This window comes from Streptomyces sp. NPDC088915, assembly GCF_044749825.1.
Classification (GTDB): Bacteria; Actinomycetota; Actinomycetes; order Streptomycetales; family Streptomycetaceae; genus Streptomyces.
Map to the genome: position 1 here is coordinate 89,479 of NZ_JBIVIR010000011.1, position 17,664 is coordinate 107,142.

The 17,664-nt window shown below is 73.4% G+C and carries 12 protein-coding genes and 6 pseudogenes; 8 read left to right on the top strand and 10 right to left on the bottom strand.

What is annotated here, in order from left to right:
* Nucleotides 1-283: 283 nt before the first annotated feature.
* Nucleotides 284-1,441 (bottom strand): annotated as a pseudogene (locus ACIP5O_RS21060) (MMPL family transporter); the annotation flags it as partial.
* 352 nt (nt 1,442-1,793) lie between these two features.
* On the opposite strand from ACIP5O_RS21060, the pseudogene ACIP5O_RS21065 reads away from it, so the two are divergent.
* A pseudogene (locus ACIP5O_RS21065) lies at nt 1,794-2,183 on the top strand (response regulator transcription factor); the annotation flags it as partial.
* A gap of 440 nt (nt 2,184-2,623) precedes the next feature.
* Here ACIP5O_RS21065 and ACIP5O_RS21070 read toward each other — a convergent pair.
* On the bottom strand, nt 2,624-3,310 hold the full coding sequence (locus ACIP5O_RS21070) for a 4'-phosphopantetheinyl transferase (protein ID WP_401295418.1): 687 nt from the start codon (nt 3,308-3,310) through the stop codon (nt 2,624-2,626).
* A gap of 432 nt (nt 3,311-3,742) precedes the next feature.
* Between ACIP5O_RS21070 and ACIP5O_RS21075 the strand changes: the two are divergent.
* Together ACIP5O_RS21075 and ACIP5O_RS21080 are read left to right on the top strand one after the other, a co-directional pair.
* Nucleotides 3,743-3,988: pseudogene (locus tag ACIP5O_RS21075) on the top strand (pyridoxamine 5'-phosphate oxidase family protein); the annotation flags it as partial.
* An 87-nt stretch (nt 3,989-4,075) separates the two neighbouring features.
* Nucleotides 4,076-4,557: pseudogene (locus ACIP5O_RS21080) on the top strand (SARP family transcriptional regulator); the annotation flags it as partial.
* A 199-nt stretch (nt 4,558-4,756) separates the two neighbouring features.
* On the opposite strand, the gene ACIP5O_RS21085 reads toward ACIP5O_RS21080, so the two are convergent.
* The 4 genes and pseudogenes from ACIP5O_RS21085 to ACIP5O_RS21100 form a co-directional block, all read right to left on the bottom strand.
* The gene (locus ACIP5O_RS21085; RefSeq protein ID WP_401295420.1) at nt 4,757-5,116 is read right to left on the bottom strand and encodes an STAS domain-containing protein; all 360 of its coding nucleotides are present in this window, start codon (nt 5,114-5,116) and stop codon (nt 4,757-4,759) included.
* Nucleotides 5,113-6,387 (bottom strand): PP2C family protein-serine/threonine phosphatase, encoded by a 1,275-nt coding sequence (locus ACIP5O_RS21090; protein ID WP_401295422.1) that lies wholly within the window; start codon nt 6,385-6,387, stop codon nt 5,113-5,115. The genes ACIP5O_RS21085 and ACIP5O_RS21090 overlap by 4 nt, the downstream gene beginning before the upstream one ends.
* Nucleotides 6,384-7,193 (bottom strand): alpha/beta fold hydrolase, encoded by an 810-nt coding sequence (locus tag ACIP5O_RS21095; protein ID WP_401295424.1) that lies wholly within the window; start codon nt 7,191-7,193, stop codon nt 6,384-6,386. The genes ACIP5O_RS21090 and ACIP5O_RS21095 overlap by 4 nt, the downstream gene beginning before the upstream one ends.
* 445 nt (nt 7,194-7,638) lie before the next feature.
* Nucleotides 7,639-8,514: pseudogene (locus ACIP5O_RS21100) on the bottom strand (DUF3626 domain-containing protein); the annotation flags it as partial.
* A gap of 189 nt (nt 8,515-8,703) precedes the next feature.
* On the opposite strand from ACIP5O_RS21100, the gene ACIP5O_RS21105 reads away from it, so the two are divergent.
* Nucleotides 8,704-9,363 carry an MSMEG_1061 family FMN-dependent PPOX-type flavoprotein gene (locus ACIP5O_RS21105; RefSeq protein WP_401295775.1) on the top strand — a complete coding sequence of 220 codons (660 nt, stop codon included), beginning with the start codon at nt 8,704-8,706 and terminating at the stop codon, nt 9,361-9,363.
* 81 nt (nt 9,364-9,444) lie between these two features.
* Here ACIP5O_RS21105 and ACIP5O_RS21110 read toward each other — a convergent pair whose 3' ends face one another.
* Nucleotides 9,445-10,704 carry a molybdopterin molybdotransferase MoeA gene (locus ACIP5O_RS21110; protein WP_401295426.1) on the bottom strand — a complete coding sequence of 420 codons (1,260 nt, stop codon included), beginning with the start codon at nt 10,702-10,704 and terminating at the stop codon, nt 9,445-9,447.
* A 430-nt stretch (nt 10,705-11,134) separates the two neighbouring features.
* Between ACIP5O_RS21110 and ACIP5O_RS21115 the strand changes: the two genes are divergently transcribed.
* The gene (locus tag ACIP5O_RS21115) at nt 11,135-11,887 is read left to right on the top strand and encodes a class I SAM-dependent methyltransferase (RefSeq protein WP_401295428.1); all 753 of its coding nucleotides are present in this window, start codon (nt 11,135-11,137) and stop codon (nt 11,885-11,887) included.
* A 78-nt stretch (nt 11,888-11,965) separates the two neighbouring features.
* A pseudogene (locus ACIP5O_RS21120) lies at nt 11,966-12,292 on the top strand (GNAT family N-acetyltransferase); the annotation flags it as partial.
* A gap of 52 nt (nt 12,293-12,344) precedes the next feature.
* On the opposite strand, the gene ACIP5O_RS21125 reads toward ACIP5O_RS21120, so the two are convergent.
* Nucleotides 12,345-13,379 carry a phytase gene (locus ACIP5O_RS21125; RefSeq protein WP_401295430.1) on the bottom strand — a complete coding sequence of 345 codons (1,035 nt, stop codon included), beginning with the start codon at nt 13,377-13,379 and terminating at the stop codon, nt 12,345-12,347.
* Between the two features lie 416 nt (nt 13,380-13,795).
* Between ACIP5O_RS21125 and ACIP5O_RS21130 the strand changes: the two genes are divergently transcribed.
* The gene (locus ACIP5O_RS21130; protein WP_401295432.1) at nt 13,796-14,740 is read left to right on the top strand and encodes a hypothetical protein; all 945 of its coding nucleotides are present in this window, start codon (nt 13,796-13,798) and stop codon (nt 14,738-14,740) included.
* Between the two features lie 37 nt (nt 14,741-14,777).
* On the opposite strand, the gene ACIP5O_RS21135 is transcribed toward ACIP5O_RS21130, so the two are convergent.
* A complete protein-coding gene (locus tag ACIP5O_RS21135; RefSeq protein ID WP_401295778.1) occupies nt 14,778-15,935 on the bottom strand; it encodes a metallophosphoesterase in 1,158 nt (385 codons plus the stop codon).
* Nucleotides 15,936-16,334: 399 nt separating this feature from the next.
* On the opposite strand from ACIP5O_RS21135, the gene ACIP5O_RS21140 reads away from it, so the two are divergent.
* A complete protein-coding gene (locus tag ACIP5O_RS21140) occupies nt 16,335-16,868 on the top strand; it encodes a DoxX family membrane protein (protein WP_401295434.1) in 534 nt (177 codons plus the stop codon).
* A 62-nt stretch (nt 16,869-16,930) separates the two neighbouring features.
* On the opposite strand, the gene ACIP5O_RS21145 is transcribed toward ACIP5O_RS21140, so the two are convergent.
* Nucleotides 16,931-17,632, bottom strand: a complete 702-nt coding sequence (locus ACIP5O_RS21145) for a sigma-70 family RNA polymerase sigma factor (RefSeq protein ID WP_401295436.1) — start codon at nt 17,630-17,632, stop codon at nt 16,931-16,933.
* Nucleotides 17,633-17,664 lie beyond the last annotated feature (32 nt).

The window sequence follows — 17,664 nt, forward strand, 5'->3', positions numbered from 1 at the left end:
GACACCCGAGGTTAAAGATCAAGTTAGGCGAAGACCGGCCCGCAGCATGCGTCGAGCCTCCCACATCGACAAGCCTCACAGCTACGCTGAGGGTCGTCCTAACAGAGGTTGGCGGACACGAATGTCGACAATACGAACCGTCGGGTGCGGTTGAGCTTCCTCGGATAGCCCGGAAGCGGTCGTACACCCGAGAGTTCCTCCTCGTCGTACGGAGTGAGGAGCCCGGCGTCCCGCTCGCCCGCGGGCCGGATCTCGTTCTTCCGGCTTCGCGCCCCGGCCACCACATCCCCCGGCCCGGCAGCGCCGCGGCCGCCGGGACGAGCAGGAGCGACAGGACGAAGGAGGACAGGAGGATGTCCAGGGCCGTGGCGAAGCCCAGCTGGCGGGTGGAGGCGTCCGCGTTCACCGCGAGGCCGCTGAAGGAGGCCGCGAGAACCACGCCGGCCGTGGCGACGGCCGGCGCCGTGTGCCGTACCGCACGGGCCACGGCGGCACGGGCCGGGCCTCCGCGGGCCATCTCCTCACGCAGGCGGTCACTGATGAGGATGTTGTAGTCGGTGCCCAGTGCCACGACGAACAGGAACAGCACCAACGGCAGGACGAAGTTCACCCCCGGCTCACCGCCGATGTGCTGGAAGACCAGTGCGGAGGCGCCGAACGTCGCCGCGAAGCACAGCCCGACCGAGAGCATCAGCACCACCGGGGCCGCCGGGCTGCGCAGCAGCGCCACCAGGATCAACGCGATCAGTGCCGCGGCCACCGGGAACACCGTCCGAAGGTCCCGGCCGACCGCGGTCGCCACGTCGGCGAACACGGCCGCGGTGCCTCCCACGTGTGCGGTGGTACCGACCGGCGTCGCTTCCCGTACGGCCTGGCGCACCGGTCCCGCCACGAGGGCCCGGGCGCGCTCGGTCCGGGCGTCCACCGTCAGATAGGCGTCCAGCCGAGCGGCGGTGCGATCCGTGTCGAACACCGGGGCGGCCACCTCACCCACTCCGGCCACCCCGGACAGAGCCCGACGCAGGGCGTCCAGCCCGGTGGGGTTCAGGATCCGACCGTCGTCGGCGGTGACGTACACCGTCGTCGGGTCGGACACCCCCGATGGCAGGGCACCGGCGATCTCCCGCGCCGTCGCGGCGGCCGCCGTGTCGCGCGGGGTGCCGCCGGTGCCGAAGTCCATACGGACGCCCGCCGTGCCGGCCGCGAGCGCGCCGAGGAGGGCGACCGACGCCACGAGCACCAGCAGCGGACGGCGCGCCACCAGCTCGCCGGTACGGGCGGCCGGGCCGGTCCGCTCGGCCTTCGAGAGGATCCGTGAGGGCCAGAACATCTTCCGGCCGGTCACCGCCAGCAGTGCCGCCATCAGGGTCAGGCTCGCCACCGGCATCACCGGCATCACCGGCATCACCGGCATCACCGGCATCACCGGCATCACCAGCATCACCAGTACCGACACCGCCACCGAGGGGCCGAGCACCCGGAACTGCCCGAACGTCGCCACGCCGAGCGTCGCGAAGGCCGTCACGATCGTCAGCGCCGCCGAGGTCACCGCCGTGCCCACCCGTCCGGCCACGTCCGCGGCCACCGGGCGGTGGTGTTCCTCCGGGCGTCGCCGTCACCGACGACGGTCCGCGTCCCGGCCGTCCCGTCGCACGCGGCTCGGGCCACGGGCTCATGGGGATGCGTGAACGCGTCGCCTTCCACGGCGGCACCCTGCGGGCGGGGCCGGAGGGCGGGGGATTCGCCGTCCGGGCCCGGCTGCCCCTGCCCACCGACCGTCGGGAGGTGTACGCGTGAGCGCGACCGTGAAGGTCCTCATCGCCGACGACCAGCCGCTCGTCCGCCGCGGCCTCGCTCTGATGCTCGCTCCCGAACCCGGTTTCCAGGTCGTGGCCGGGGCCGCGGACGGCGCCGAGGCGGTCCGCCTCGCCCACGAGCACCGACCCGACGTGGTCGTCATGGACATCCGCATGCCGGTACTGGACGGCATCGCGGCCACCGAGCGGCTCGCCTCCGAACTGCCCGGCTGCCGGGTTCTGGCCCTGAGCACCTTCGACATGGACGAACACGTCGTGGGCGTCCTGAGGGCCGGGGCGTGCGGCTTCCTGCCCAAGGACATCTCGCCCGAGGACCTCGTTGCCGCCCTGCGCGTGGTCCGCGACCGGGCCCAGGCCGTCATCGCCGCCTACGAGACGGGCCTGGTGACGGCACGACGGGAGACGTGAGCCACCGGATCGGAACGAGGACCGGTACGCACGCGGTCCGCTCCACTCCGCTGACCACGACCGAGCGGCAGAGCGGGCCCAAGGGCCGGGTCATCGGCCGAACGGCTGCCGTACGGGTTGTCCTTGCGGAGGTCGGCGGACACGAATCGGGACGATCCGGAGCGTCGTGTGCGGTTGTCGTTCCTCGGGTGGCGGTGATCGCCGGTACGGGGCCATGGGCGGGATGTCCGGCCGTACCGAGCGCCCTGCGTGAACACCCCTCCGGGCAGTTACGTGGAGACGGCACCACGGCACCGCGAACCAGCAGCCGGGGCACGGTCGCACCTCCGCTGCGATCCGTGCGGGCGCTCCGGCCTTCGGCAGGCGCCACGGCAGGAAGGGTTCTTCACTCGACTCCGTCAGCTCGCCGGCTCGGAGTCCGGCGTCGTACAGGGCGCCGGCACGACGACCGAGGTGAGGATCAGCCCGTCCCGGACCAGCCACCGGCCGTTCATCACCGAGACCCGCACTCCGCCCACCACGGGCCCCGGACGGTGCAGTGCGGCGGTGAAGGTGCCGTCCCACGGATCGATGTGGAGGGTCGCGTCCTCGAAGTCCAGCCAGCGTCGGGTGAGCGGGAACCACGCCTTGTAGACGGACTCCTTGGCGCTGAACACCACGCGGTCCCAGGCGATGCCGGGGCGCTCCTCCGCCCACCGCGCGAGGTGCCCGTGTTCCTCGGGGCGCATCACCAACGCGAGCACGCCCGGGGAAAGCACCTCGTGGGGTTCGGCGTCGATGCCCAGCGAGGCGACGGTGCCCTCGCGCGCGAGCGCGGCGGCCCGGTAGCCGTCGCAGTGCGTGATGCTGCCGAGGACCCCTTCGGGCCACAGCGGTTCGCGCCGCGCGCCGTTGAGGATCGCCACCGGCGCGAACCCGAGTTCGGCCAGGGCCCGGCGGGCGCAGTGACGAACGGTCGCGTACTCCCGGCGCCTTTTCTCGACGGCGCGGGCGACCGCCTCTTCCTCCTCGGGGAAGGGGGACGGGTCGAGGACGTCCTCGTACGTTTCGACGACCGTGACGCCCGGCGGGAGCAACGACCTCATCGCGGCCGTCCCGTCGGAACGACGCGCGGCTCGTACGCGGCGGACCGGCTGCGCCCTTGCCTCGGACGTCCGTGGACGGCGGCGGCGGTGCGGGACCGCGTGTGCCAGACCCGTATCGGGCTTCCGCACCACCAGGTCGCGTCCGAGCGCTGCCGACGGTCGGGACCGTCGGCCTCCTCGATTCCCATCAGCATGGCCAGGTCGCCTTCCCCGTGAGCGCTGTACCGGGCAGCAAGTGTGCACCACGGGACGGACGACGAGGCCGTACCGTCGATGCCCATCCCGCAGGAGGCCCGCCTTCCACTCTCTTTGTGCCACGCACGTCGCAGGACAAGGCAGTTGCCCTGCGTGACCGGTTCGCCCGGCCGAGTGCCGCCGTTCGAGGGGGAGTTCACTTGTCTTCCGCACCTCCGCACAGGTGGTGATCAGGGCATGACCGCCTCATCCCTCGACCCCAGGGCGTTACTCGCCAAGAGTCGGCTCGGCGTCCTCGCGACCATCAAGGCGGACGGGTGTCCGCAGCTTTCTCCCGTACAGCCCTTCTACGACGAGGCCGCGGGTGTCGTCCACGTGTCGACCGGCGCCGGAGCGGCCAAGGCGGCGAACCTGCGGAGGGGCCCCCGGGTCACCCTGGAGGCCACCGGCTCCGACGCCATGTCCCCCCGGTCGTGGCCGACAGGGGCGAAGCGCTCGTGGCCCAGCGACGCCGCCAGGGCCACGACGCCGGCGGCCATGGTGCGCTTGGAGTACACCTCGGGGCCGGTGGCCGCCGCCTCGCACGCCGAGGCCGCCGAACGGCTCGCCGCCACCACCGAGGCACCCCTCGTCCCCGTCCTCACCGCGTGGTTCCGGGCCCGTGGCACGGCCGCCCGCAGCGTCCTGCCGGGTGGACCGACCGCCACCACGGCCGCGGCGCGGTACCGCGCCGCCGAGGAGGGCCTCCGGGCGGCGGGCATGCCGGGCCTGCTCCACGGCCTGCTCCCACTCGCCCTGTTGGGACTGCGCCTGCTGCACGACCGGCCCGCGCCCACCGACCCGAACCTCGACCGGGGCCCGTACCGTCCCTGGGCCCGGCCCCCGGTCCTGCTCGCCGAGGACCGGCGGGAGGAGGCCCGCGCCGCCCTGGCCGCGGCCCCCGACCCGCCGCGGGACCACCCGCAGGAGCCCTTGTGGTGCCTGATCGCCCGGGCCGCGCCGTACGCCGCGACGAGCCGACGGCCGCCGCACGCGCCGGGGCCGGGAGCCGATCTCGACCGGGCACGTCGAGTGATCGGCGTGCCGCTTCGACCGAGCTGCTCGGCGACGTGATCCCGCATCCCGCACGGACCGGTGCTGATCGGCCCGGGACGCGAACCACCGAGGAGTACCGGTCCTCACCCGTGACGAGCGGGACGCCCCCGAGAACGACCACGGCGGCCTCCGGTCTCGCGTACCCCCCCCGTCGGATCAGGTGTCCGTGGCCTGCCAGGCGGTTTCGGCGTCCCGGGCGGTGGGGTGGGCGGGGAGGACCTGGTCCAGGCCGACGATGCGGAGGATCCGGCCGAGGTGGTCGGGGACCGCGGCCAGGACGACGGTCGCGTCCGCGGCCAGGGCGTGGTTGCGGGCGAGGATCAGGAAGGTGATGCCGGTGGAGTCGCAGAAGGCGAGGCCGCCGAGGTCGAGGACGAGCTGCAGGCCCGGGCGCAGGACGAGGTCGCGCAGGGCGGCGTGGGCCTCGGGCGCGGTGTGGTGGTCCAGCTCTCCAGTCAGTTCGACCACCGGTCCCGCGGGGGTGGTGCGGGTGTGGAGGGTCAGGTGCTTGGTCACTGCTGCTCTTCACTGGGGGTTCGGGGCACGTGGATGGCCAGGACGGCGGTGTCGTCGTCCACGCCGGTGCCGAGGGCGTCGAGCAGGTCGCGGATCGCGCCGACGGTGTCCGAGGCGGTGGTCGGAGCCAGGGCGCGCGCGAAGTCGAGGAGGGCGTCGTCGCCGTAGCGCTCCGTGCCGCCGGTGGTGGCGTGGGTGTGGGCCTCGGTGAGGCCGTCGGTGTGCAGGAGCAGGGTGTCGCCGGGGGCGAGGTGGACCGTGGTGGTGACGATGTCCGGGGCGGGCAGGACGCCGATGAGCTGTCCGCCGGGAGTGGGCAGGAAGTCGGCGGTGCCGTCGGCGCGCATCAGCAGGGCCGGGGGGTGACCGCCGCTGGCCAGGGTGATGCGGAAACCGCCCCGGGGCCGGTCGGGAGTGAGCAGGCCGAAGACGACGGTGCAGAAGCGGGGGTCGGACCCCTGGTACTCGTGGTTGAGGACCGTGTTGAGGTTGGCGAGGACGGCGGCCGGGGCCGGGTCGTAGACGGCGGCGGCGCGCAGGGTGTAGCGGGCCAGGGAGGTGACGGCCGCGGCGGCGGCGCCCTTCCCGCACACGTCGCCCAGGAACAGCCCCCAGGTGCCGGAGGCCAGCGGGAACAGGTCGTAGAAGTCGCCGCCGACCTCGTCGACGGAGGCGATGTGGTAGTGGGCGGAGACGTCCAGGCCGGGGACGTTCGCCAGCGCCGGTGGCAGCAGGGTCTTCTGCAGGGTGGTGGCCAGGTTCCGGAGGCGCTCGCGCTCCCGGTCGGCTTCCCGGCGGGCGCGCAGCAGTTCGGTCTCGTAGGCGCGGCGGTCGCGGGCGTCGAAGACGGTGGTGCGGATCAGCAGGGGCTGCCCGTCGCTCCCCGTTTTCACGGTGGAGGTGACCAGGACCGGCAGCCGGGTGCCGTCGGCGGCCTTGAGTTCCAGGGCGATGCCGCTGATCTCACCCCGCATGCGCAGCAGCGGGGCGAAGTGGGTCTCGTGGTAGAGCCGTCCGCCGACGGTCAGCAGGTCGGAGAAGTGCAGGCGGCCCACCAGGTCCTCGCGCCGGTGGCCGAGCCAGTCCAGCAGGGTGGTGTTGACCTTCGCGATCCTGCCGTCCAGCAAGGTGGACAGGTAGCCGCAGGGCGCATGCTCGTACAGGTCCTCGGCGCTGTCCTCGAGCAGCGCGGAGAACCGCACCTGCTCGCGGACCGGATCCTCGTTCCGCTCCGGGCCGCCTTCCCCTCCGCCGCCGGTCCCGCACGTCACCGGGCGGCTCCCGCGAAGGCGGCGATGGCCGCCGCGGTCTCCTCGGGGGCGGCGAGCTGGGGGCAGTGTCCGGTGGCGTTCAGCGTGATCAGCTGGCTTCCCGCGATCCGCGCGTGGACGAAGGCGCCCACCTCCGGCGGGGCGATCGCGTCACGGGAGCACTGGGCGACCAGTGTGGGCACCCCCACCCCGGCGAGATCGGCGCGGTTGTCGGAGAGGAACGTCACCCGGGCGAAGACCCGCGCGATCTTCGGATCGGTACGGCAGAAACTGTCGGCCAGTTCCTCGCCCAGCTCCGGCCGGTCCGGGTTGCCCATGATCACCGGGGCCATCGCGCCCGACCAGCCCAGGTAGTTCGCGTCCAGCGCCTCCAGCAGCTCCTCGATGTCCCCGGCGCTGAACCCGCCCCGGTAACCGGCCGCCGGGTCGTCGACGAAACACGGCGAAGGAGCCAGCAGCACCAGCCCGGTGAACGCCTCCGGCTCCCGCGCGGCGGCCAGCACCCCCATCATCGCGCTCACCGAGTGCCCCACGAACGTCACCGGCCCGAGCGCCAGCTCCCGGCACAGCTCCCGTACGTCGTCGGCGTACCCGTCCAGCGATCCGTAGCGCTTCTCGCTCCATGCCGACAGATCGGAGCGTCCCGCCCCCACGTGATCGAAGCGGACCACGGTGAAGTCGCGTTCCAGCATCGGCACCACCAGGCGCCACATGTTCTGGTCGCACCCGAACCCGTGCGCCAGCATCACCACCGGCCCGTCGGCCCGTCCGGTCACCCTCACGTGATTCCTGCGGCGCACGTCCATGACGCCATCCTCGCAGAGAGCCCCGGCCGTCCCGACCACTCCCACCCCCGCAGGACGTCGTCGACACCGGTGGTCGCGGCGGGGCCCGGCGCGTTCTGCGTCACCCGTACGTACCGGTTCGCGCGTTATGTGGACACCACGTGGAAAGGGTGTTGAACGGTGTTCCGACAAGCGAGGTCCCCCCACCGCCCGGGACCGGGGGAGCGCCTTCGGTGCCGTCGCCGACGGCCGGCTCTTCTCCGGTGTGGAGGGCTCCCTGCCCCGGGCGCTACCCCACCGTGGCGGACCACGCCCCGGTGAGCCTCCTCGAGGAGGTGGCGGGCGGCCGGGTGCATGACGGACCGGTCCACTCCCTCGACACCGTCTTCACCCAGGACTCCGTGGAACCGGATCCCGCAGTCCCTCCGGCACCGCCCCCTCGACGAAGGCCGTCGAGTGCAGCCCCTTCTCTCGGTGCCGGAGTCGCCGATCCGTCCGCGGTCTTCCAGGGGGATCCGAATCGTGCCAGGTAGTGCCACACCTTTTTGACCGCCTGGGGGTCATGGAGGCCGGCGCGCGCGGCGTCTCCGACGATTCGTGGGTCGAGCATGCCGTCGACCGCGATCCGCGTGCCCAGGTCGACGTATTCCCGACCGCGGTAGTCGGGGTGCCGTCGGAGCTCTTCGACTCCGAGCCGGAAGCCGTGATGCCACTCCACCGGGCAGCCGAGCCGAAGGGCCGCGCCCTCGACGTCCGTACCCCGGTAGCAGGGATCCAGGACCAGCGCCTCCACGTCGCGTCGCAGCCCGACCGGACCGTGCACCTGCGCCTCGATGTAGTCGTCCAGTTCGTCCTGCCGATCGGCGAGGGCGAGTTCGACGAGCCCCATGCGGGCCGCGACACCGAAGTCCGACGGTTCCAGGAAACTGTCCGGGTAGCAGAAGGTGCTTCGCGTCAACGTCCCGGCCGTCAGACGGAAGTGGGCCGAGCCGAACCGCGGCGCCCCGCCGACCGGCTTGCGGCGGAAGTTCAACGACCCGTAGACGGGCCGCTCGTGAGCGGCGGCCTCGTCGTACGCCCCGCCGAAGATCCGGCTCTCCCAGCGCCACCGGTCGCCGCCCGGATGTGCGGTCAGACCGCCGTTGCTGGTCCCCGTGACGAACTGTGAGCGGTAGAAACCGCCCTCGGCCATGGCGTCCAGGAGGGGCTCGCCGCGCAGCGGGCGGTCCGGATGGAAGTTGAGGGTCACCCGCAGCGCCGGGTCCAGCGGAGGGCCCGACGCCACTTCCGCCACATGCCGAAGGGCCCGTTCCTGCGCTGTCCGGGAGGGTGCCGAGTCCATCGGCACAGTGTTCCCCACTCTGATCGGCCGGTGCACGCGGATTGTCCGCCGGCAGCCCGTTCCGGTGGACAGGCCGAGAGCAGCAAGGTCATGTGGGTTTCGCGTCGCTGGGTGCTGGGTGCCGGGTGCCGGGTGCCGGGTCGGCCGGTCAAGGTCGGTTGCAGATGGGCCCGTTAGGGTCGGGGCATGATGACGTCATCCCTTGCCGACAGTGCCTTCGACTCGCTCCGTCTCGACGCCGTGGGCGACCAGGAGGCGCTGCGCCGGGTCTACGAACTCCCCAAGGACGCGGCCGTACGGAAGCAGATGACCGAACTCACCGAGCAGGCACGGCGGTTGATCGGCTGCTCGTCGTTGGTCCTGGTCGCCAGCGCGGACGCCGAGGGGAACTGTGACGTCTCCCCGCGTGGCGGTCCCGCCGGGTTCGTCGCCGTCCTGGACGCGCGGACGGTGGCGATACCGGACGCGACCGGCAACAAGCGTCTGGACACCCTGCAGAACGTCATCGCCACCGGACGGGCCGGGCTGCTGTTCGTCGTCCCGGGGCGCACCACGACGCTCAGGGTGAACGGCCGGGCCTGCGTCTCCACCCGCCCGGAACTGCTGTCGCGGCTGACCGCCGTGGGCAAGCCGCCGGCCAGTGCGCTGGTGGTGGGGATCGAGGAGGTCTACCCGCACTGCCCCAAGTCGCTGCTGCGCAGCGGGGCCTGGAAGCCGGAGCAGTGGCTGCCGGCGGACGCCCAGCCGACCTCGGCCGAGGTGACGCTGGCCCAGCTGCGGATGCCGGAGCTGACGATCGCCGACATCGAGCAGGCGGAGGCGGATTCGCTGAAGTACCGGTACGAGTGACGGGCCGGTCCCGTGATCGCCTGGCCACCGGTTCGCCGAGCCCCGGACCAGTACGCCCCCTTCGGGCAGGGGGGAAGTCGCTCACGTGCCGGGGAGCATGACGGGCGCCGGGGCGCCGTCGGTCCAGCCGGGACCGAGCGCGGCCAGGGCGTCACCGCATGCGGCTCCGCGCAGGAACGCCGCACCGTGTCCGCCGACGATCCGGCAGCCGTCCCCGTCCCATGCGACGGGAACGAGGCGGGTGTGACCGGGAGTCGGCTTCACTTGCCCGCGCACGGGCATCGGGACGAGCGGGCCGAGTCGGCGTCCGGACAGGCCCGCGACGAGCGGACCGAGGAGGGTGCGGGCGGCCACCAGGGCCGCGTACGGATTGCCCGGCAGCCCCACCACCCACCGCTCCGGGGAGAGTTCGGCCAGCAGCATGGGGTGGCCCGGGCGGCAGGCGACGGTGTCGACCACCATGCGGGCGCCGCCGTCGGCGAGCAGTCGGCGTAGCCGGTCGGTGGGTCCCACGGAGGTGGAGCCGGTGACGACGGTGATGTCGGCGGCCCCGGTGACCCCGACGACCCCGGTGGTGTCGGTCGTGTCGGGGCGGGAGGAGTTCCGGATCTTCCGTGCCAGTTCTCCGGGGCGGTCCCTCACGTACACCGGCGGGGCCGTCTCCGCGCCGAGTTCGGTGACCAGGGCGGGCAGGAGGGGGCCGAGCGCGTCGCGGACCCGGCCGACGGCGGGAACGCCGGTGCGGTCCAGCTCGTCGCCGGTCACCAGGACGGTGACGCGGGGCCTGGGCCGTACGAGCAGGGTGTCGTGCCCGCCGGTGGCGGCCAGCCCGAGCAGGGCCGGTCCGACCCGTGCGCCGGCGGGGGCCAGGTGGTCACCGGCTGCCGCGTCCTCTCCCGTACGCCGGATGTGACGGCCGTCGACGAGGCCGGGCCCCGACACGCGGCCGGCCGCGACCGAGGCCGCCTCCAGCGGCAGCACGGCGGACGCGCCGGGCGGGACGGGGGCGCCGGTGGAGATCTCGACGCAGTGGCCCGGTTCGAGCACGCCCGGCCACGGAGCGCCCGCCCGAGCGCTTCCCCGCAGGGCCCAAGGGCCTCGGCCGGCCACGGCGAAGCCGTCCATGGCCGCCGTGTCGAAGGCGGGCAACGGGCCGCGGGCGCGCAGGTCCTCCGCGAGCGCGTGCCCGAGGGCGGCGTGGAGCGGAACGCGGCGGCCCGGGGCGGGACCGGCGGCGGCGTGGGCCCGTCGGCGGGCCTCGTCCCAGGACACCGCCCCGCCGGACGGCCGCGTGTCGGCGAGCGGTGGTGCGGGTTCGGCCAGGGGGGTCGCGTGAGGCATGCGCGCCATGGTCGGGCGGCGGTGTTTCCGGGACCGGCCGACGAGGTTTCCCGGGCGCGCCGGTCGGCTCACCTGCGAGCCGGCCCTCCTGTGAGTCCCTTGCGCGCGGCCGTCCACGGGCCGTGCGGGGGCGCTTCTCCCTCTGGGGCGATCCACTGTGTCCAGGGCTCCCGGGGGTCCGTCGCTTTCTCCAGCCGCGTCGCCGGGGTGGTGCGCGAGGCCGTCATCGCCCGCCACCGAACCTCCAAAACGCAGATGCGTGGCCGTTCGGCACATTCGCCGAGCATCCGTTGGTCCTATTGAGCTGTTCAAGTGGCATACGCAAGATGAAGGAGAACGGGCGTCGAAGCGGAGACGGCTGGACAGGCCGCCCACAAGCGCGTCCTTCGTCCGTTCGCGCTGTTCCTGCTCACGAGGCGAGGCAAGGCAGATGACGACACTGACGCACGACGCCGACACCGGCGCCGATGCCGACGCAGGTGCAAGCGTCGGAGACATCGACCACGGCGTGATCGGCTCCGGTGCGATCGGGTCCGGTGCGATCGGGTCCGGCCACCGTTCCTACGGCCGGCCCGACGAGCGCATCGCCCGTTTCATCGCCGGGGCCCTGGGGGAGGCCCGGTCCGTGCTCAACATCGGTGCGGGGACCGGACCGTACGAGGGCGTCGCCGAGGGCCTGCCCTTCGCCGACGACGCGTTCGACGCCGCCCTGACCCTTTTCGGCGCACACCGGTGCAGTGACGAGGCCGCCGGCCTCCGGGAGATGCGCCGGGTGGCCCGCGGCCCGGTCGCGGTCCTCACCTGCGACCCGGCCAGGGTGAGGGACTTCTGGCTGTACGACTACTCCCCGGAGGTCCTCGACACGGAGGCCCGCCGGTACCCTCCGGTCGACGAGATCGTGGCGGCCCTCGGCGGAACCGGTACCGTCGACGCCGTCCCGATCCCGCTCGACTGCACCGACGGCTTCAACGAGGCGTACTACGGACGCCCCGAGCTGCTCCTCGACCCCGCCGCCCGCCAGGCCTGCCCGGCCTGGAGCTTCGTCGACGACGGCGCCCGCGAACGCTTCGACCGCACCCTGCGCCACGACCTGGCCTCCGGGGCCTGGGACGCGCGCTTCGGCCACCTGCGTACGCAACCGACCTACCGGGGCTCGCTCGTCCTCGTGCGTGCCGTGCCTTGACCTGGTTCGACCTGACCTGACCTGACCTGATCGGATCTGATCTGACCGGGAAGAGGGGGACTCCAGCGGACGACCGGCGCACGCGCCCTGGGGATGGCGCCCGGCTCGCGGGTCTTCGTCGTCGCCTCGGCCTACGGCGGGCCCGCGCGGACCGTGGCCCACGCCGGCTTCATGGTGGCACCGGACCGCGCCGACCGGGGCACCGGCCGTCTCCTGGCCGAGCACGTCCTCGAAGAGGCACGCCGCGACGGCTGCACGGCGACGGTCTTCAACGCGCTCGTGGAGACGAACCCGGCCCTCCCTCCGTGGCGGTCGCTCGGCTCCACGGTCCTGGGCACCGCCCCCCGGGCCTACGACCACCCGCGCCACGGGCCGGTGGGCCCGCACATCCTGCACCGCTTCCTGTGGGGAAGCCCCCGGCACGGCGGAGACCGTCCGCGCCAGGGGCCTCGCCGGATCAGCCGTTGCCGACGGTGACGCGCTCCAGCGGGACGAACTTGAAGTTCTGGTTGCCGCTGGTGCCGGGGGTGCCGTTGGAGCCGTCCTGGCAGACGAACATGCCTTGGGGGAAGGCCGGGCCGAGGGCGGCCGAGGTGGCGTCGATGCCGTCGGTGTCCTCGCAGTCGTCGGCCCTGTCGCCGTTGGTGACGGCGAAGCGGCCGAGGTAGGCCTGGCTGGTCCGGTCGTACACGGTGTAGTCGTTGCTGCCCTGCGAGGAGACGAAGAGACGGTTTCCGGCGGCGGCGATGCCTTCGACGTCGGCCGTGATGCGGCCGCCGGATCCGGTCGTCGAGTCGAGGCTGCCGCGGCCGGTCCCGGCGGTGGGCTCGGCCCCGTACACCCAGACGCCGACGTCCTCCTCGCCGAGGTAGAGCTTGCCGGTGCTGTCGTCGGCGTAGCAGCCCTCGACGGCGGAGCCCGCGTCCCACAGGCGCACCGAGGTCGCCGTCACCGAACTCCCGCTGACGGCGAGCTCCCACTGCTCGACCCTGCCGGAGGTGGAGTTGGGGAAGGCGTACAGCTTCCCGGAGGTGCGGGAGGTGTAGAGGCAGATGCCGTGCGCGGTGACCTCGGTGGGCACGTCCTTGAGGTGGGTGAGCTTCCGGGTCGCCGGGTCGATGCGGTAGACGTGCATGGCGCCGTCGCCGCCGGCGGCCTCGTCGTCGGCGCTCACGACGATGTTCCCGCGCACGTCCACGTTGTTGCCGTAGTCGCCGCTGATGCGCTGGATCCGGGCGCCGGACAGGTCGTAGACCTCCAGGGCACCCTTCTTGTCCGTGCCCACGACGACGGACTTGGCCGGGTCGCCGGGGTGCACCCAGATCGCCGGGTCGTCGGCGGCGTCACCGCTGTGGGAGACCGGGGCGGTCTCGACGCTCGCGGTGACGGCGACGGGCGCCGCGTGGGCGGGCGCCGCCAGGGCGAGCGCGGCCAGGGCGGCCACCGGCAGGGCGGCGGTGCGGGCGGAACGGACGGAGCGGGGGAAGGACAACGGACTTCCTTTCTCGGGGAGAGGAGCACGCGAAGGCTAGAGCGGTACGGGAACACCCGGATGAACGGGAACCGAACCCCGCGCCACCGGGGCCGCGAACCCGTGGGCACGGCAGGGTGGGCCGGCCCGTCCGTACGCGACGGACCCCCTCGGGCGGGACGTCGCTCCGAGCCGTGAACGAAGGTAGCGGGGGAGGCGTGCGCCGTGGGGCACGGACGGAGGGTGCGCGCGTACTCGCTCACGCGGGGGCGCGCCGAAGGGCGCCGGACACGGTGTCGCCGCCCGGCCGCCCGCCACTTCCTGATCGTTCAGTCGGTTCTCTTGACGCCCGGCGAGCGGGGTCAGCAGCATCCGTCCGGTACGGGAAGGGGGCGACCTCCCTCCGCACTCCGGGTCCCAGGAGGAGCAGGACGGCCATGACGAAGACGAACCGGAACGATCGCCGCGAGGCCAGGTCCGCGGCCGAATACGCCCTGTACACCGGCCAGTTCGCCGAGGCGCTGCGCACGTCGATCGCGCGCAGCGGATTCAGCCTGCAGCGCCTCAGCGCCAAGCTCCTCGAAAGAGGGGTCAAGGTCAGCCCCGCGGCCCTCAGTTACTGGCAGAGCGGCAGCAACCGGCCCGAACGCGACCAGTCCCTCCGCGCGGTCGGACACCTGGAGGAGATCCTGGGCCTGCCGCACCGCACCCTGCTCACCCTGCTCGGTCCTCCCCGGCCGAGAGGACGCTGGAGCGCGGCGCTCTCGGGCCCCGCCGACCGCCACCACCTGTGGAGCGAACCGGCGGCGCTCGACGACGCGCTGCGGCTCCTCGGCGAGGAGACCGCGCGGGCGCTGACGGACGTCTCCCACCTCTCCGTGCACGTACGCAGTGTCCTGGGCCCCGACCACCGCTGCACCGGCTCCCGCTTCCGCCGGGTGCTGCGCGCGGAACGGGACCGCGTCGACCGCCTGCTCCTGGTCGTCCACACGTCCGGCGCCGACCTGCTGGTGGAAGGGCTCGACGGGTGCCGGGCGGGGCGGATCCGCACGCCGGCCACGGCCGAGTACACGGTCGTGGAGCTGATCCTCGACCGGGTCCTGGCCCGCGGGGAGACGGCGGCCGTCGACTACACCCTGCGCTACCCGGGCGGCGGCCCCTGGAGCCACACCCGCCACGTGCTGTACCGCCCGGCCGACGTCCTCGTCCTGGAGACCGACTTCCACCGGGACGGCCTCCCGTCCCGCTGCACCGCCTTCTACTCCCCGCGCCGCACCACCCCCGAGCAGCGACTGGCCACGCTGTTCCTCGGCACCACCCATCGCGCGCACTTCACCGTCGCGGGGGCGGGGGCCGGGATGTACGGCATGCGGTGGGAATGAGGCACCGGCCGGCCCGTTCGCGGGGCGGTGGCACGTTTCAGGACGAGGCGGGCCGCCGCGGGGAGCGGAGGACGAGCAGGGTGATCTCGCTGGGGGCGAAGACGCGGAAGGGCGGCCCCCAGAAGCCGGTGCCGCGGCTGGTGTAGAGGAGGGTGCGGGCGCCGTGGCGGCTGAGGCCGGCGACGACGGGCTGGTCGAGGCGGACCAGGTGGTGGAAGGGCCAGATCTGGCCGCCGTGGGTGTGGCCGGAGAGCTGGAGGTCGATGCCGTGGGCCGCCGCGCGGTCGACGAACTTGGGCTGGTGGGCGAGGAGGAGCACGGGGAGGTCGGGGTCAGTGCCCCGGAGGGCTCCGGCGAGGTGGGCGCGGTGGCCCGCCAGACCGGAGGACTCGGCGGTGACGTCGTCGACGCCGGCGACCACGAGGGTGTCACCGCCGCTTTCGAGCAGCAGGTGGCGGTTGCGCAGCGGCTCCCAGCCCAGCTCGTCCATCAGGTCGACCCAGCCCTGGGCCTCGCTGTAGTACTCGTGGTTTCCGGTGACGTAGACCCGGGCCCGGGTCGCCCGCACGGTGCCCAGCGGGACGGCCTGGGCGCGGCGGCGTTCCGCCGTGCCGTCCGCGATGTCGCCGGTGTGGCAGACCAGGTCGGCCTCCAGGGTGTTCACGGTCTCGCAGACCCGCGCCGACCAGCGGGCGCGGTCGAGCGGACCGTAGTGGGTGTCGGTGATCAGGACGACGCGCGTGCCGTCCAGCCCGGCTCCCAGACGGGGGAGCTCCACGTCGAGCCGGCGCACGCGCGGCACGCGCCGGGCCTCGGCGTACCCCCGGACGAGCAGGACGGCGGTCGTGCCGAGGACGGCCCAGGTGACGGCACGCGCCCGGTCCTGGCCGTCGCCGACGCCCGCCACGGTCAGGACGAGCCGCAGCAGGACGCCGAGCAGGACGGACCAGGTGAACAGGATCCAGACGCCGCCCAGCAGCGTGTCGCCGACGATCGCCGCCCGGTCCCGCTGGCGCCGGCCGTGGCCGCGCACCATCGCGAGCGGCATGCCGATCAGGCCGAGGGCGAACAGCGCGGTGCCGACCGGGGCGACGGGGAGCGGCCAGTGCTGACCGGTGTGCAGGAGGATCCAGCACGGCACGGCCCACAGCAGGACGGGGGCGACCAGGGGGACATAGCGCATCAGGCGCTGCAGGCCGCTCTGTGACGCCTCGCGTCCCTCACTGGCGTCGGATCGGGTACTACTCCCACTACTACTACTCCTACTGGTCTCGGTCACGCTTTCCCCTCCTGAGGTGCTGTCCGGCGGATCGTGCTCGCGGCGGATCCGGGCGGCGGCCACGGCGCGGTCGTCGCACCGGTCGTCGCACCGGTCGTCCGTCCGCGGCCCGGACACGGTCCGCCACCCATGACCCGATTCTGCTCCGCCCCGGCCGCCGGAGTCTCTCCGGTGCCTCCGCGACGACGAACGCCCGGATCCGGTGTGTGCCGAATGGCGCCGGTCCGGCGGGGCATCCGATGATTCCCGTAGGCATCACATCTTTGATCGTTCCTGGACCATCGTTCCTGGACGATCGTTTCTGGAGGCAGCCCCATGAGTCTTCTCCGTATCGCCGGCCGCCCGCTTCTGGCCTCGATGTTCATCGCCGGTGGCATGAATTCCGTGCGCAATCCCGGGGCCGTGGCCCCGGTGGCCGAATCCGTCGTCCGACCCCTGGCCGATCGCATCGCCGCGCTGCCGGACGACACCGAGCGACTCGTCCGGCTCAACGGCGCCGTGCAGGTGGTGGGCGGCGTCCTGCTGGGACTCGGCCGCTGCCCCCGGCTGTCCGCGCTGGCCCTCGCCGCGACCCTGGTGCCCACCACTCTGGCGGCGCATCGCTTCTGGGAGGCGGAGGACCCCTCCGACCGGGCCCAGCAGCGCATCCACTTCTTCAAGAACATGTCCATGCTGGGCGGCCTGCTGATCGCCGCCGACGACACCGGCAGCGCCCCCTCGCTGCTGTGGCGCGGCCGCCACGCGGCCCAGGACCTGCGGCACGACGCCCACCTGGTGCACCGCTCGGTCCGGGCCACGGCAGGCCCCGCGGCGGCGGCCGGTGGCGTCCGGGCGAAGCTGGGCGTCTGAGCGAAGGACCGCGGCGGCGGGGATGGTGACGGCCGTCCCCCTCGGCCGTCACCGTTCCGTGGTCAGGCCGTTGTCGCCACCCGTACGCGTCTCCTCACGGGTGTACGGACCGGGCCGGCGGGACCCGGCGGCCCGGAGGGCGGGGACGCGGGGGCCGGGTCGGTCTCGGTGAGCAGGGCCGTCAGGTCGCCCCGGGCGCGGGCCACCCGGGAGCGGACGGTGCCGATGGGGCACCCGATCGCCTCGGCCGCCTCCGCGTAGCCCAGGCCGAGGAGCTGGGTGAGGAGGAACGCCTCGCGCCGGTCGGGAGTGAGCAGCGCGAGCAGCTCCGTCAGCGCGACCCCCTCCTCGAAGCCGGGCACGCCGGTCGGCTGGCTCTGCTCGGCGGCCGTATGCCAGTCGTGGCGGTCCGACAGGCGGGGGCGGGCGGCGGTCCGCCGGAGGTCGTCCACCACCGTCCGGCGGGCTATCGACAGCAGCCAGGTCCGTGCGGAGGAGCGCCCCTCGAACCGGGGCAGCGCCGTCAGCGCGCGGACGAAGACGTCCTGCGTCAGGTCGTCGGCGGCCTGCGGATCGGCGCTGAGGTGGGCCACGTAACGCCGTACGTCGTGGTGGAGGGCGCGCACGAAGTGGTCGGTCTTGTCCGGGTCGCCGCCCCGGGCGGCCAGGGCGAGCCCGGTCGTGACCGCGTCGGATTCGGGGCTGTGCCAGGGCTTCTTGCGCGCGCCGGGCCGCCACGGGGTGGTGGGCGGGGCAGGGTTCATCGCCACAGGTCCTCACGGGTGAAGGAACGGTC